Origin of the sequence: Arthrobacter sp. YC-RL1, assembly GCF_001454985.1 — a bacterium.
Classification (GTDB): Bacteria; Actinomycetota; Actinomycetes; order Actinomycetales; family Micrococcaceae; genus Glutamicibacter; species Glutamicibacter soli.
Genome location: NZ_CP013297.1, coordinates 445,079 through 459,570 on the forward strand (window position 1 = coordinate 445,079; position 14,492 = coordinate 459,570).

14 protein-coding genes are annotated in these 14,492 nt (G+C 64.1%); 6 read left to right on the forward strand and 8 right to left on the reverse strand.

Annotation, left to right across the window (positions count from 1 at the left end; translation table 11 throughout):
• Window positions 1-3: 3 nt before the first annotated feature.
• The 6 genes from ATC04_RS02035 to ATC04_RS02060 form a co-directional block, all read right to left on the reverse strand.
• Window positions 4-993: a putative sulfate exporter family transporter gene (locus tag ATC04_RS02035; protein WP_047120971.1), complete on the reverse strand. Its 990-nt coding sequence runs from the start codon at window positions 991-993 to the stop codon at window positions 4-6.
• A 296-nt stretch (window positions 994-1,289) separates the two neighbouring features.
• Entirely contained in the window at window positions 1,290-1,595 is a 306-nt protein-coding gene (locus ATC04_RS02040) for a hypothetical protein (protein ID WP_047120343.1), read from the reverse strand.
• A 198-nt stretch (window positions 1,596-1,793) separates the two neighbouring features.
• Complete coding sequence (locus ATC04_RS02045; RefSeq protein WP_047120342.1) at window positions 1,794-2,333, reverse strand: hypothetical protein; 540 nt, start codon at window positions 2,331-2,333, stop codon at window positions 1,794-1,796.
• 302 nt (window positions 2,334-2,635) lie between these two features.
• Window positions 2,636-3,904 carry an ATP-binding protein gene (locus tag ATC04_RS02050; RefSeq protein ID WP_047120341.1) on the reverse strand — a complete coding sequence of 423 codons (1,269 nt, stop codon included), beginning with the start codon at window positions 3,902-3,904 and terminating at the stop codon, window positions 2,636-2,638.
• Complete coding sequence (locus ATC04_RS02055; RefSeq protein ID WP_231735882.1) at window positions 3,901-4,611, reverse strand: response regulator transcription factor; 711 nt, start codon at window positions 4,609-4,611, stop codon at window positions 3,901-3,903. Before ATC04_RS02055 ends, ATC04_RS02050 begins: the two co-directional genes overlap by 4 nt.
• The gene (locus tag ATC04_RS02060) at window positions 4,608-5,231 is read right to left on the reverse strand and encodes a hypothetical protein (RefSeq protein ID WP_146955981.1); all 624 of its coding nucleotides are present in this window, start codon (window positions 5,229-5,231) and stop codon (window positions 4,608-4,610) included. Before ATC04_RS02060 ends, ATC04_RS02055 begins: the two co-directional genes overlap by 4 nt.
• A gap of 188 nt (window positions 5,232-5,419) precedes the next feature.
• Here ATC04_RS02060 and ATC04_RS02065 point away from each other — a divergent pair, with 188 nt between their 5' ends.
• The 6 genes from ATC04_RS02065 (at window position 5,420) to ATC04_RS02090 (ending at window position 12,588) form a co-directional block, all read left to right on the forward strand.
• Complete coding sequence (locus ATC04_RS02065) at window positions 5,420-7,321, forward strand: acyltransferase family protein (RefSeq protein WP_052772531.1); 1,902 nt, start codon at window positions 5,420-5,422, stop codon at window positions 7,319-7,321.
• A 117-nt stretch (window positions 7,322-7,438) separates the two neighbouring features.
• Complete coding sequence (locus ATC04_RS02070) at window positions 7,439-7,735, forward strand: antibiotic biosynthesis monooxygenase (protein WP_047120339.1); 297 nt, start codon at window positions 7,439-7,441, stop codon at window positions 7,733-7,735.
• Between the two features lie 202 nt (window positions 7,736-7,937).
• Window positions 7,938-9,119: an NAD(P)/FAD-dependent oxidoreductase gene (locus ATC04_RS02075; protein WP_160309107.1), complete on the forward strand. Its 1,182-nt coding sequence runs from the start codon at window positions 7,938-7,940 to the stop codon at window positions 9,117-9,119.
• 290 nt (window positions 9,120-9,409) lie between these two features.
• Window positions 9,410-10,756, forward strand: coding sequence for a hemolysin family protein (locus tag ATC04_RS02080; RefSeq protein ID WP_047120337.1), 1,347 nt, complete (start codon window positions 9,410-9,412; stop codon window positions 10,754-10,756).
• Entirely contained in the window at window positions 10,753-11,802 is a 1,050-nt protein-coding gene (locus ATC04_RS02085) for a hemolysin family protein (RefSeq protein ID WP_047120336.1), read from the forward strand. The genes ATC04_RS02080 and ATC04_RS02085 overlap by 4 nt, the downstream gene beginning before the upstream one ends.
• A gap of 390 nt (window positions 11,803-12,192) precedes the next feature.
• Window positions 12,193-12,588: a hypothetical protein gene (locus ATC04_RS02090; protein WP_047120335.1), complete on the forward strand. Its 396-nt coding sequence runs from the start codon at window positions 12,193-12,195 to the stop codon at window positions 12,586-12,588.
• 104 nt (window positions 12,589-12,692) lie between these two features.
• Here ATC04_RS02090 and ATC04_RS02095 read toward each other — a convergent pair whose 3' ends face one another.
• Both ATC04_RS02095 and ATC04_RS02100 read right to left on the reverse strand, forming a co-directional pair.
• Window positions 12,693-13,235, reverse strand: a complete 543-nt coding sequence (locus tag ATC04_RS02095; RefSeq protein WP_197413506.1) for an HNH endonuclease family protein — start codon at window positions 13,233-13,235, stop codon at window positions 12,693-12,695.
• Between the two features lie 269 nt (window positions 13,236-13,504).
• Entirely contained in the window at window positions 13,505-14,353 is an 849-nt protein-coding gene (locus tag ATC04_RS02100; RefSeq protein ID WP_052772529.1) for an excalibur calcium-binding domain-containing protein, read from the reverse strand.
• Window positions 14,354-14,492: the final 139 nt, after the last annotated feature.

Sequence of the window (14,492 nt, forward strand, 5' to 3'; positions counted from 1 at the left end):
GGCCTACTGGATCGGGCTGTAGAGCAGCGCGCCGACCACGGCGATGACCAGGATGACCAGGGTGGACAGCAGTGCCAGCACCAGTGCGCGTCCGCCGGACTTCACGATCGACTTCAGGTGCACTCCCAGGCCCAGCGCGAACATGGCGGCAGCCAGCAGGATGGTCTGCGCGGTGGAAGCCAGCGACAGGAACGACGCGGGCAGGATGCCGGTGGTGCGGATCAGCATGGCGACCAGGAACAGCGCCACGAACAGCGGGACCAGCGGCGGCTTCTTGCCGCCCTCGACGTTGTGCTTGCGACTCATGTAGAGGGACAGCCCGGCCATGATCGGGGCGAGCATGACCACGCGGGCCAGCTTCACCGTGACTGCCACGCTCAGTGCGGTGGCGCCCACGGCGCCGCCGGCGGCGACCACCTGGGCCACCTCGTGGGTGGAGGCGCCGATGAGCACGCCGATGTTCGTCTCGCTCAGGCCCAGCAGCACGCCCAGCGCAGGGGTCAGCGGGATCATCAGGGTACCGAAGAGCACCACTAGGCCGATGGCGGTGGCCACCTGGTCCTGCTTGGCCCGGGTGGCGCCCTCGGCGCCGGCCACGGCGGCCGCGCCGCAGATGGAGAATCCGGCGGCGATCAGCAGACGTTGGGGTAGCTCAATGCCCATGCGTCCGCCGATCCATACGGTAGCCAGGAAGGTGACGCCCACACAAAGGACCACGATGACCAGCACGCCCGGGCCGAGGGCCAGGATGGCGCCCAGCGAGAGCTGGAACCCCAGCAGCACGATGCCGGTACGCAGCAGCTTTTTCCCGGAGAAGGTGACGCCGGGGCCGAAGACCGCCGGCACGGGCGCCAGGTTGCGCCACAGTGCGCCGAGCAGGATCGCGATCAGCAGCGCGCTCATGCCCGGCACCAGCCGGGCCGCGGCAAGCGACACGCCGCCCATTGCCAGGCACAGAATGATACCGGGAAGGAAGCCGCCGATCCGTGTCATGACGGAAGGTTTCGGCTGCGCATCATCGCGTGCCGGGGCGGGGGCGGGGTCCGCCGACATATTTGTTCGCTCGGGTTTATCAAGTGCCATGTAATTGACTTTGCCATGATTCGGCTCCTGCCGGTGATGCCTATATCGCTATCACGGTCATATCGCACTCATATGGGATGTTAATTGCAGGCGGCGGGCACCGAGGAATAGTCTCAATGCCCGCCGGTCCCGCAAGCTCTGGACGGATCAGACGCGGATCGCGTCCACTATCCGCACGCGTGCCGGCATCACACCTGTCAGCGCGCCTACCGCAACGGAAACCCCCATGCCCAGCAGGGGGCACTGACCAGGAAGCCCGGCATTTCGTCCAGGCCGGTGGCCAGCACCGAATTGATCAGCCTCGGGTTGCTGACGATTGCCATGGAGATCAGCACCCCGAGCCTGCCGGCCACCGCGGTGGCCGGCACTATCAGCACGTTCTCGGCCGATCCGGCATCGATGTCCATGCACATGGACAGACGTTCGAAGACCACCCCATGCTCGGGGACGTCGCAGGAGATTTCGCTGCCCGACCCACCGCCGGGCTGCCCTCCGTCGTCCAAGGAGCCCATGCCCGGCTCGATGCCCTGGATCGTGGAGTCGGATTCCAGCTCGGAGCCCGGCGCCGCCTCAAGGGTTTCCTAGGCGGAGTCCACTACGGACAGGTTCTTGCAATCGAATGGTTCGGTACCTCCCTCGATGGAGATCTCGGCGCTCTGGGTGCGTTCCGTGAGCCGGTAGCGGTCCAACGGGTTGATGGTGCCGACTGCCTAGAAGTTCTCCGGCTGCATCTTGCCCAGGGCTGTGCCCTTGGTGACCTCGTCCTCGAGCGCGATGGCGAGTTTGCCGACCTTGCCCGTGGCTGTGGCGCGCACGTCGTGGTACGTCACCACGGCTTTGGCCGGCGTCTGGTGTTGTTCGTCCGCGGACTTCGAGCCGTTGTCAGCGGACCTGGCGGTGTCCGTGGCCTCGGGCTGGATTTCGGCGCGGATCTGGAAGATCCGGGCGCCCTTGCTCACGTTGTCGCCGGGCTTGACGAAGGCCCATTTCACGACGCCGTCCACCGGGGCGTTGAGCGTTTGGGCTTCATCGAGCTTGATGGTCCCGGTAATGGCCAGGGTGTTCTCCACCGTGGCCTTGCCGACCGTGACGGTTTCCGCCGGCACTTCACCAGTGGGATCCAGCTGATCGTCGTTGGCCGAACTGCTGCCGGTGAAGGCGAGGCTGACAAGACTGACGGCGATCACCGAACCGGTCAGCAGCCAGGAAATGGGCAGGACAAAGCGCCTGAAGCCGCGGCGTTGGCTCATTAGACACTAGTTTCCATTCTTCGATGAATAGCGCAACTGCCAAGCGATACCAACGAACGAAATGCCCAACTTCAATCTTATAAGTTGGATTATTACCGCTTGGGTCAAAGCTAAATAGAGAACTCGCCCTCAGCGAATGTTCGGAATGTGAGTCGGGTGCGTTGCCGTGACGTCGAGTACCCGGTTCCCGGTGGCCTGCTCAGTTGCGCCAGACAGACCCTACGACATATTCGCGCGGGAGTGGCCGCCTGCCACCGCAGCCTGCCTGCCCTGCCGGGGCATGCACGATAGCCGCCAAGCGCTCAGGCACTGGGAGATCTGGGAGCTGCCGCTGTTGCCGTGCGCGCCTGAAGCGTGAGCTCCACCCGGGCGCCGCCGTGGTTGGACAGTTTCATCGTGGCGCCCAGGGCCTGCGCCTGTCCGCTGGCGATGGTCAGCCCCAACCCGATGCCGCCACCCTTGGAGACGAAGCGTTCAGGACCGGTGTCGAGGATGCTGCGCGGAAAACCCGGCCCGTGGTCCAGCACGCTGACGCTCGTGCCCCGGGTGCCGACCAGGATTGCCCCGGAGCCATGGGTCGACGCGTTGCTGACGAGGTTTTCCAGAATGCGCTCAAGACGCTTGGGTTCCACCAGCACCGTGCTGCCGCCGGATTGCAGCTGAAGCTCGAGATGTGCGCACTGCTCGGGCCGCCGTTCGCAGATGCGCCCGATGATGTCGGCAACGCAGGAATCAAGGTCCAGCTCCGAGAGCTGGGCGGTTTCAACGCCTGACTCCAGCCGCGAGACCTGGAGCAGGTCCTCGACGAGGTTGCGCAGCTTGGCGACCCGGTCCTGGACAAGCTGCGTGGGACGCGATTCGGGAAGCAGGCTGGCGGCGGTGACCAGCCCGGTCAACGGGGTGCGCAGCTCATGGGCGAGATCAGCGGAGAAACGCTGCTCGGCCGCGAGCTTCGCGTTCAGCTTCTGGGCCATGGCGTCCACTGCCTCGGCGAACTGGTCGACTTCGTCCTTGCCTCCGAAGGGTTTGCCGATCGCGTCTTCCACCAGCACCCGGCGCTCGCCGGAGGCGATGGCGCGCGCCGCCTGGGAGCCCTTGGACAGCCTTTGGACGAGGCGGGAAACGATGAGCGTGCCCAATGCCGAGACCAGAACCAGCGTCGCGACACCTGCCCAGAGCAGGGCGGTGTCAACGCTGTGCCGCATCTGCTGGCTGTTGGCCCAGGACACCGACAGGGACAGGACTGCCGGCTGCGTGCCCAGGCTGACCGGGGCTGCCGCGTAGATGATGTCCTGGCCGTCGAGCCTCGCACGGTAGGTGATGTACTGGCCTGCCTTGGCGGCATCCCGGGCCTCGGCCGGCAGCTGCGGATCGTTGACCTTGGCTCCCAGGATGCTGATTCCCGTCTCATCCAGGATCCGCACCGCCTGCTTCAGCGAGCCGGTGGCCTCGTCGCGCAGCCGCTGTTCCTCGGAAATCGTGATCATCTGGCGCACCAGCAGCGCCGAGATCACCAAGGTCAGCAGGACCGACAGGATGGTCATCCCGGTAATTTTCCACCGCAGGCTCATGGCGCTTGATCCTGCAGCCGGTAGCCGAAGCCGCGGACTGTCTCGATGCGCGATGCTCCGATCTTCCGGCGCAGCCGCTGGACATGGACATCGATGACGCGGTGGTCGGCATCCCAGGTGTAGCCCCAGACCTCGGAGAGGATATCGCTGCGCGAGACGACCACCCCCGGATCCTCGCTGAGCATCAGCAGGATCTTCATCTCGGTGGGAGTCAGGTGGATCTCCCGCGCATCCAGCGTCACCACCAGCCGGTGCGGATCGATGTCCAGCCCCTTCGCGTCCGGCACCGGTTCTCCATGGGCAACGGTGTTGGCCTGCGGCATCGCGGTGCGCCGCAGCACCGCCCGCAACCGGGCGTCGAGCACCTGCAGGTCGAACGGCTTGGCCAGATAGTCGTCCGCCCCGGCGTCCAGCCCGGTGACCATGTCCAGGCCTTCGCCGCGGGCCGAGAGCATGATCACCGGTATGTTGCTGAAGCCGCGCATCTGGCGGCAGACCTGGGTTCCGTTCATGGTCGGCAGCATGACATCCAGCAGTACCGCGTCCACCGGGTCTTCTTTCTGCAGGCGTCGGAAGAGCTCAAGGCCTTCCAAGCCGTCCTCGGCCCCGAGGACGTGATAGCCCAGGCGCTCAAGTCCGATGCTCGTTGCCTCCCGGATGACCGCGTCGTCCTCGATCATCAGCACGCGGACGCCATCGGCCCTCACTGCTCCGTCCCCTGATCCTCGGCCGGATCGACCGGGCTGGCGAAGGAGTCGCCTTGGATGAACTGCCCATCCTGGTAGCGGAACATGCGTACCGACCAGCCCGAGGGGCAGCACATGGGGTCATCGGGTTTGTAGACAGCTTCCTGTGCGACAAGGCTGCCTTCCTTGCCCGCGCTCAGGTACACGTCCGAGCCTCCGACGGCGAGCGCGACCTCCGGTGTGCCCTTGGCATCACGGATGGCGAAGGAAGCGAAGCTGTAGGCGTCCCCGGCGGTGCTCACGGAGTAGATCTGGAACTTTTCGCCTGCAGTTTCGTAGGCGGGCAGCGCGACCAGGCATTTGTCGCATTCGGTCAGGTACTCGCGGATGTCCGCTTCGGAGTTCTCCCGGGTGCTCACGGCGTCCAGGTCGGTGGCCAGCAGGACCTGCCTGACCTGCGCGGGAGAGAAAGGCTGTTCCCAGGCCCTTTCATCGTTGATTGATGGTGCGGAGGACTGCGCGGCAGGCGTGGTCGGGAGCGCCGGAGATTCGATCCGCAGCGGATCGTTGGTGCTGCAGGCACTGGTTCCACAACATAGCAGCAGTGCGCAGAGCATGCCGAGTGCACGCCGTAAAGCCACGGAATCCCTTTCGATTGTCTGCCGGAAGTGTGCGGAGCGCTGACCGGCACTGCCAATTATGCCCGCGGCAGTCCGTGAAAACGCCTGAAACTGCCGTCGAGCAATCTGTCGATTGTGTAACAAAACCGATGGATTGCCGATAGGTGGTCGGGAGCTGGCAGTCGGTGCGTGTTGGAAGCATCTTAACCGTGAATCATCAAGTCTCCCTCGCAGCTCCACCACCGGGTGCAGCCACGCCCGTCCGCGAAACACCGACCCGCAATTTCGCCCTGGACGGACTGCGCGGCATCGCGGTGCTTGCCGTGCTCGTTTACCATTTCTGGCCTGCGGCCTTGTCCGGAGGTTTCCTCGGAGTGGACCTGTTTTTCGTCCTGAGCGGGTACCTCATTACCGGCGGCCTGCTTCGGAGCACGGAAGCCGGACGATTCCCCGACCTGCGCGCCTTCTGGAGCCGACGAGCCAGGCGCCTGCTGCCGGCCATGGTTCTGGTGCTGGTGGTTTCAACGGCGCTGGCACTGCTGGCTGCGGGGCAGCTTCCAGCCGGGCTGCGCTGGCAGTGGGCCGGCGCGTTGACCTACACCAGCAACTGGATGCAGATTGCCCACGGCAACAGCTATTTCGCGTCGATGGAACCGGCGTATTTCCAGCACTTCTGGTCACTTGCAGTTGAGGAGCAGTTCTACCTGCTGTGGCCGCTGGTGTTGGCCGCGCTGGCGTGGCTGCTGCGAAGCCGCCGGGCCTTGATGTGCGGAATCCTGGTCCTGGCCATTGCCTCCGCGGCGAGTATGGCCTGGGGCTTCGACCCGTCCAAGGATTCAAGCGTGCTGTATTTCGGAACCTGGACGCACGGTTTCGGCTTGTTGCTCGGATCCGCGGGCGCCGCAGCCAGCGCGAGCAGAAAACCTGCGGACGCGACGGTGCCGCGCCGGAAGCTGATGTTCATCCAGCTGTCCCAGGTCCTGATGCTCCTGGCCATGCTGGGCGGATTCTTTTTCCTTCCGGACACTTCTGCCGCGGCTTATCAGGGCGGCATGGCGCTGTTCAGCCTGCTCGGAACGCTGCTGGTCCTCACGCTGACGATATCCGGGACCTCCACACGGGCGATGCTGGGCCTGAAAGGCTTGCGCTGGTTGGGCAACCGGAGTTACGGGCTGTACCTGTGGCACTGGCCGCTGCTGCTGCTGGCTCAAACGGTATTCCCGCCCCAGGCGGCCACGGCAGCGGTGCTGTGCACAATCCCGCTGGTGGTTCTGGCCGCCGAACTGTCCTGGCGGTTCGTCGAGGAGCCGATTCTGCGTTACGGTTTCAAAACCGCCGTGGCTGGCTGGTCCGGGCGCATCGCCGAGCGGGTCAAACGGGTGTGGAACGGAACGGCGGGAAGCTTCGCCTCGGTGCTGCCGCTGCTGGCCTTGGTGCTGGTCCCGGCATGCGCTGTGTCCGTGCTCCTTGCGTCTCCGGAGCAAAGCCAGCTGGAACAGCAGCTGACCCAAGCCCAAGATGTTTTGGCGGAACAGCAAGAATCCGCCCGGGTTCCGGAATCAAACGACGCGACGCCTCCTGGCGCAACTGCCCATGAATCGACGAATGATTCGCGAGAACCTGCGCGCAGCCCACGGAACCTCACTGGAAGCGATGTCACGGCGTTGGGGGATTCGGTGATGCTCGCCTCCTCGCAGCAGCTGTTGAAGAGGCTGCCGGGGATTTCTATTGATGCCTCGGTCGGAGCGCAGATCTGGGACGCGCCTGCACAATTGCGGGAGTTGAAAAGCGCTGGTAAGTTGCGCCAAGTGGTGGTGCTTGGCCTTGGAACCAATGGGGACCTGCCGGCGGGAACCCTGGACGAAGTCCGGCGGATCCTCGGACCGAAGCGCGAACTGCTGCTGGTCACGGCGTACGCTCCGCGACAGTGGATCGGCAGCGTCAACGGCAAACTCCACGCGGCCGCCGAAGCCGATTCCAGAACCCATCTGATCGACTGGGCCGGAACCGCGGAGGGTATTGACGACATTGCCCGGGACAAGATCCATCCCGGACCGCATGGCAGCGCCGCCTACGGAAAACTGCTCGCTCAGGCGGTAGCGAGGCTCTGAGACCGCAGTGCGCTGGCCTGTTGCGGCGTCATACGCCGCCCGGAACAGGGTGCTCGCGCGTAGGCTGGGAAATGTAGCATTCAACCCCGGAATCTGCCGGGTCACGAAAGGTGAGACATGTCGATTGTTGTCATTAATGCCCTGTCGATTCCCGGCGAAGCAGGACCGGAGCTGGAAAAGCGCTTCGCAGCCCGCAAGCACTCGGTTGACCAGGAGCCTGGCTTCGAAGGTTTCCAGCTGCTGCGTCCGGTGAATGGCGAGGACCGCTACTTCGTCTACACCCAGTGGGCCACCCGCGATGACTTCGAGAACTGGCGCAACAAGCGTTCCGAAGCTGCCCACGCGTCCAACGACGGCAAGAAGCCGGTAGCCAGCGGTGCGGACCTGATGGAGTTCGAGGTCGTGGAACTGTAGGCACGGCATCCCCTGACTGCGCCCCGGCATCTGATGGTGCTGGGGCGTTTGCCATCACGAGCACGTAATCCTTGGCGCGGGCTGGGTTGGTTTGCATGGGAGGTGACGTGGGAACGGCCCGTGGATAACCTTGGAGCAACCGCGGGGCCATTGCTGCTCCGCGCAGGGTGGCAGTACGGGTCGTTGGGCGAGGGAGATGCGCGTGAAGCTGATAGTTGTCGGGGCGGGGCTCGCCGGATTGCAGGCAGCCCGCGTGGCGCTCGAGCAGGGGCACGACGTCACCGTGCTTGAAGCGGCTGAGACGGTCGGTGGTCGGGTGGCCACCGACATCATTGACGGGTTCCGCTGCGACCGCGGTTTCCAGCTGCTCAACCCCAGCTATCCGGAAGCCAGACGCACTGCGTCCCTGCGAAGTTTGGATTTGCATCCTTTCGGCAAAGGGGTAGCGGTCCGCGGCGAATCCTCGCTGGAGGTTCTGGCCGATCCCTTGCACCACCCCGTACGCGCCGCGCATCTGTTCGGCGGATCCGTGGGGGCACAGGATCTGGCGGCTGCCTGGCGCTGGGTCCGCCTGGCCGGCAACTCTTCGCTGACGCTGCGCGAATCCATTGAGCGGTCAGGGTTCTCCGCCCGGTTCCGGAAGGTCGTCGAGAAATTCTTCTCCGGCGTCGTTGCCGATTCCCAGTTGCAGGTGCCAGCCGCGCTGGCCCGCACGCTCTCGTGGTACTTCGCCATTGGGCGTCCTGCGCTTCCGGCCCAGGGGATGGCGGCTCTTGCCCACCAGCTCGCCGAACCCCTGCGCGAGCGCATCCAGCTGTCTGCACCCGTGGATTCCGTTGCCGTGGATGCGGCCGGCCAGGTGCAGGTGCGCTGCGAGTCGGGTCGCGACCTCGTGGCGGACCACGTGATCATTGCCGCCGGTCCACGCCACAGCGCCAGGCTCTCCGGACAACCGGAACCACCCACGAATTCGCTGAGCACCTGGTGGTTTGCCACGCCGCACCGTCCCTCGGAACTTCCGTTCCTGCACGTGGACGTCCGGGAGGGCGCGGCACTCGCGCATGCCGCGGTGATCTCCAATGTTGCGCCCTCCTACGCCCCGGCAGGTTGGCACCTGGTGGAGGCGACGGCCGTGGGGGACCACGGGCTGGATGACGAGGCGGCGCTGGACCAGGCCGCCGACCTGCTCGGCGAGACCCGCAGGGACTGGCGGTTGCTGGTCCGCCACGACATTCCCGACGCACTGCCGTCCGTGGCCCCGGGACAGGAACCGCTGGATACCAAGCTTCTCGGGATCACTTTGGCCGGGGACTTTGCCCAGCCCTCGATCCAGGGCGCCCTGGCCAGCGGCAGACTCGCGGCAGGGATAGCGGTTCGCCGCTAGACCCGGAGCACAGCCTTCACTGCGCCCCGTTGGCGCGTTCCAGCTCCCCGGCAGGGAACGAAGTTTTGAGATTCCTGTGAGCGGGCAGGGGATCTGGCAAACTCTTCGGAATTCGGTCTTTTCGGGGCCCACAGACCCCGCATAATTAATATTCACATGATGTGGATCGGAGGAAGATACTCCGATCGGAAGGGAACGATGGACGCTTCAGGCGACAGTAGATGTCACAGGCCTAACCCTCTGCCCGGTAGGAATGCCGTTCAGACGCATTGCGGCAGGGGGTGTAAATAATGGAGTGGATATCGTTGCTGCTGGCCATCGTCCTGATCGCGGGATGCGGCCTGTTCGTGGCCGCAGAATTCTCCCTGATCACGGTTAACCGCAATCAGGTCAAGCAGGCCGCGGAATCCGGTGACCGCCGCGCGTCCGGCGTGCTGAAGGGCATGAGCACCCTGTCCACGCAGCTGTCCGGAGCCCAGCTTGGAATCACCCTGACCAACCTGGGTATCGGCTTTCTGGCCGAGCCGGCCATCGCCGCCCTGGTGGTGGGGCCGCTGCAGGACGCCGGGCTGGATCCGACGCTTGCGCGTTCGGTCTCCGTGGCCATCGCCCTGGTGCTGGCCACCATCCTGACCATGGTCTTCGGCGAGCTGGTTCCCAAGAACCTCGCCATCGCCAAGCCTTTCGCTACCGCCAAGGCAGTGGTGGGCTTCCAGCGCGGATTCAGCGCCGTGACCAAGCCGCTACTGGTGTTCTTCAACGGCAACGCCAACTGGATCGTGCGCCGCTTCGGTATCGAACCGCAGGAAGAGCTGGCCTCGACGCGCTCCTCCGAGGAACTGGTGGCGCTCGTGGGCCACTCGGCCCGCGAAGGCGTGCTGCCCTCGCAGACCGCGGAACTGATGCGCCGCACCGTGGCCTTCGGCAACCGCCGCGGCCACGACGCCATGACCCCGCGCTCGCGCATGGTCAGCATCGCCGCCGAGCAGAGCGTGCAGGAAGTGCTTGCGCTGGCCGCCGACACCGGCCACTCGCGATTCCCGATCCTCAGCGACGACGGCCGCCAGGTCGACGGCCTGGTGCGCATCCGCACCCTGCTGGCCGTGCCCTACGAGCAGCGGGAGACCACCGCGGTGGGCACCCTGGCCGAGGAAGCCACGCTGGTTCCCGACACCGTGGAACTGGATGAGCTGATGGACCAGCTGCGCCGCGAGGACCTGCAGATGGCAGTGCTGATCGACGAAACCGGAGACGTGGCCGGGCTGCTGACCCTTGAGGACCTGGTGGAGGAAATCGTCGGAGAAGTGCGCGACGAGCACGACCCGGAAGACGGCACCGTGCAGGTGCTAGGCGAGAACTCGTGGATCCTCGATGCGGCATTGCGGCCGGACGAAGCCAATGAACTGGTCGGCTGCCAGATCCCGCGCGACGCTGACTACGAAACCCTGGCAGGCCTGGTGACCCTGCAGCTGGGCAAGCTCGGCGAAGTCGGAGACCAGGCGACGCTGGTGGTCCCTGGCCTCCCGGGGCAGCCCGAGAAGGAACTGCACTTTACGGTCATTGAAATGGACGGCTCGCGGATCGCCACGGTGGAACTGACCGCGGTGGAACTGGATGAACAGGAGCAGAACCGATGAGCGATTTAACCGGAATCATCCTGACAGTCCTGCTGCTGGCCGCCAACTTTTACTTTGTCGGCGCGGAGTTCGCGCTGATCTCCGCCCGCCGCAGCATCATCGAGCCCAAGGCTCAGGCCGGCAGCCGCAGCGCCAAGATGACGCTGTGGGCCATCGAGAACGTCTCCCTCGTGATGGCCGGCGCGCAGCTGGGCATCACCGTCTGCTCCCTGGCGCTGGGCTACGTGACCAAGCCCCTGGTGAAGTACGCGGTGGCCGGGCCGTTCGAGGCCATGGGCATCCCGGTGTCGTGGATCGATCCGCTGTCCTATGCCATCGCCCTGATCCTGGTGACCTACCTGCACGTGGTGCTGGCTGAAATGGTGCCGAAGAACATGGCGCTGGCCGGACCGGAGCGCATGGCGCTGATCCTCGGCCCGAGCATGGTCGTGCTGGTGAAGATCCTGCGCCCGGTGCTGTGGACCATGAACGCGCTGGGCAACCTGTTCCTGCGCTTGATGGGTGTGACCCCGAAGAACGAGGTGGCCAGCGCGTTCACCCGCAACGAGGTGGCGGACATGGTGGCCGAGTCGCGCTCCGGTGGACTGCTTGACCACCATGACGAGCAGCTGCTGATGGGTGCGCTGAACTTCGACGCGCACAGCATCGAGTCGGTGGCCATCGACTTCGGCAAAGTCCGCACCCTGCCGCGCAGCAGCACGGTGGCCGAAGTGGAGCAGGCCGCCTCGCAGGGCTTCTCCCGCTTCCCGCTGATCGAGGACGGCAAGCCGGTGGGCTACGTGCACATCAAGGACGTGCTGGGACGCGGGGCCGCCGAGCGCTCCCGGAAGCTGGAGCAGGCTGCGGTGCGCGCCTTGCCCGAGTTCACCGCGCAGCAGCCGGTGCGCACCGCCCTGCAGCAGATGCAGAGCAGCGGCGCCCACCTGGCGCTGGTGAAGGACGCTGGCACCGGCCAGGTCACCGGCATCGTGACACTTGAGGACATGCTCGCCGAGCTGGTCGGCCAGATCCGCGACCAGACCACGGTGGCGAGCTGGGAAGCCTAGCGATATGGCCCAGCGTATTCCCATCCGGCGGACTTCCGGTAGTGCGAACTGTTGATGAAGCAGGTGCCTGCGCTTCGGCCACTGTTGCCGCGCATAACCGGCGCGTCTCCAGCCTGAGCGCACTTGGCCGAGCGCTGGGAAACCATCAAAGTAACTCTTGAACGAGAAATGCCGGGCGTCTGGGAAATACGGCCGCGGGGGAGTGCGCCGGTTGTGATGGGGCTGATTTTGCGGTGTTTGACCCCATTTCGGGCAATGGTGACGAAGGTCATTCTGAAATGGGCTGATTTCCGTGAACTGTAAAAGCGGTGACCTACACATCCCTAGTAGACGAAAATCCTTCCGGTCATCCATGGCCACCACAGGCCACCCCTAGGGAAAGGGCAGATCGTGTTCGCACTCTGCAGCAACTGCAACAGCAAGATCCAGCACGACACCACCGCATTCAACCTCTACGTCCGCACCGGCACCGGGCTCGACAACTGCCGCACAGCCGGCTCTGCACCCGCAATCCTCGGGATTGTCATCAGCGAAACCGACGGAGGCACTATCCGCGCCATCGGAGCCAACTCGACCGAAGAAGCACTGGAAGCATTCGACCGGTACAGGCTCCACGTGTACGGAGACCGCCTCCCCAGCTTTGGGGTCGAGGCCTACACGCTCCGCAAGGACTTCGTGCAGACCAGCCCGGAGGAAACCGCCGAGCAGGTCAAGCTCGTCATTGTTCCGGACGCGATTGACCTCGATGGCTACACGCCGGTAGTTACCTTCGGCGAAATCAACTAGCTCTAGGAACTGCAAGGCCCGGGCGAGGAATCGTAAATTCCTCGCCCGGGCCTTGCTCGTGGATCGCGACGTCGCATAGTCGGCCAGTTTCAATCTTGGCTAGCCTAGACGCAGCGCTCTTCTAAAACGGTGCGGCTGGACTCAGCCTCAGCCTTCGTCATCCAAAGATCGTATTTGTGCTTGACTTCGATCTGACGCGTCACATAGTCGCACCAGAAGCCCCTGTTAGGGGGAAGCCATGTAGCCGCGTCTCCATCTCCCTTGGACCCGTTGGTGGGGCCGTCAACCGCCAGCAAATTGAGGGGGTCGTTCGCGAACTCGACGCGCTGCTCAGCAGAAAGCTTCTGCGCTCCCTTTTGCCATGCATCTGAGAGTGCCACGACATGGTCAATCTGCACATCGTTGCTCGTGCCTTGGCCTCGCTGGAATTCGATGGTGTCACCGGTGTAAGGATCATCCAAAGAACCAGTCAGCACGACGCAATCCCGGGTGCCGGCCTTGTGCGATGTCACCGTCAAGTCCCGGTTCAGGATGTCATTTCGAGTGTCGCAACCATTGTGGTCGGTGTCGTCCCAGCCGCTGCCGAACATGCTGCGCTCGTACCCTGTTTTCGGGGCGCGCCCCTTAATGGGGATTTCTTCGAGCATCGTACTGGCCGTTGTCCCGCCTGTTGAAGGGCTTTTGGATTCTGCGCTTGGTGTCAAAGAAGGCTGTTTGGTCGCCGCTGGCGTGGTGGCCGTAGCCGTCGGCGACTCGGTCGTGATAGTGATCGGCGGAGCTTCCGACCGGATCACGATGGGAGGCGCCGACGGCGTCGCTGTCGCCGAAGGCTCTGCAGCCTGGGTAGTCGCCGGCGTGGCACCGCATCCAGAAAGCAACAGAGCCAGAGCCGCTAGCCAGGCTACCGCGGCGTTGTTTAGTTTTCGCAAGCTACGCCGTCCCCATCACGGTCGAGCTTGCGCGAATAACCCGGGTCACCACTGTAAATCGGTGCGGCACCCGCCGCCTTAACTGCGCTGCAGTTGGCGTAGTATGTGCTGCTTGGAGCCTTGGCCGGTGGGGGAGTGTAGGCCTCACGTTCTGCTTTTTCCTGCGCGGCTTTCTTGTCGGCAGCCTTTTTCTCAGCTTCGGCTTTTTCTGCTGCTTTCTTCTCCGCAGCGGCCTTGGCATCGGCTTCTTTTTTCTCAGCCGCGGCTTTCTCCTCGGCAACCTTCTTTTCTTCGGCCTTCTTGGCGGCAAGGATCGCCTTGTCGTGATCGTCCTGAGTAGTCCAAACGAAGACCTTCGACGCGTTTTCGTCGCAGTAGAGCTTGTCGGCTCCCTGTTCCATGACGAGCTCGTCGCCGTCGCATTCCTCACCAACGAAGTCTGCAATGGCCGTGGGTGAAGGGGACTCTGACGGGGAAGGGGTGGGCGACTCGCTGCTTGTCACGATTGGCGAGGGTGGCGGTGACGCGACCGTGGGCGCGGTCTCTGCCGGGCCCATTATGGCGCCCGTGATGGCCATCAGGATTACCATCGCGGCAGTGAGCCCGCCGGCCTTGCCTTTTCCTTGCATGCCGAGCCAAGGGACGCGTCCCTTTACGAGTCCGATAATTCCTAGAATCAGGCCTACGAAGGCAATGATTGCGAACAGCTCAGGGATTAGGAAAAGCAGTGCGATGAGTACTGCAAAAACCCCTAGAATGATCCACCATACTTTGCGGCCCGGCTTTTTCGGCGGCTCAGAATTGCCGGGTGAAAAGGGTGACCCAAGTTCAGACATACTAAATTCCTCAAACGTGCGAATGAATACCGAAGATAATTCTGTGGTTCCGCACCGATAAAGGCAATTCGCGTCCTTCGTAAGGATGTAACGACTCGAAATTGATACTCAAAAACATGCGATGAGACTATGATCAGTG

What these genes read in the sequence shown, in the direction of transcription:
- ATC04_RS02035 (WP_047120971.1), bottom strand. Translation starts at nt 993, where the DNA reads ATGACACGGATCGGCGGCTTCCTTCCCGGTATCATTCTGTGCCTGGCA.
- ATC04_RS02085 (WP_047120336.1), top strand. Translation starts at nt 10,753, where the DNA reads ATGAGCGATTTAACCGGAATCATCCTGACAGTCCTGCTGCTGGCCGCC.
- ATC04_RS02100 (WP_052772529.1), bottom strand. Translation starts at nt 14,353, where the DNA reads ATGTCTGAACTTGGGTCACCCTTTTCACCCGGCAATTCTGAGCCGCCG.
- ATC04_RS02050 (WP_047120341.1), bottom strand. Translation starts at nt 3,904, where the DNA reads ATGAGCCTGCGGTGGAAAATTACCGGGATGACCATCCTGTCGGTCCTG.
- ATC04_RS02070 (WP_047120339.1), top strand. Translation starts at nt 7,439, where the DNA reads ATGTCGATTGTTGTCATTAATGCCCTGTCGATTCCCGGCGAAGCAGGA.
- ATC04_RS02045 (WP_047120342.1), bottom strand. Translation starts at nt 2,333, where the DNA reads ATGAGCCAACGCCGCGGCTTCAGGCGCTTTGTCCTGCCCATTTCCTGG.
- ATC04_RS02080 (WP_047120337.1), top strand. Translation starts at nt 9,410, where the DNA reads ATGGAGTGGATATCGTTGCTGCTGGCCATCGTCCTGATCGCGGGATGC.
- ATC04_RS02095 (WP_197413506.1), bottom strand. Translation starts at nt 13,235, where the DNA reads ATGCTCGAAGAAATCCCCATTAAGGGGCGCGCCCCGAAAACAGGGTAC.
- ATC04_RS02040 (WP_047120343.1), bottom strand. Translation starts at nt 1,595, where the DNA reads ATGGGCTCCTTGGACGACGGAGGGCAGCCCGGCGGTGGGTCGGGCAGC.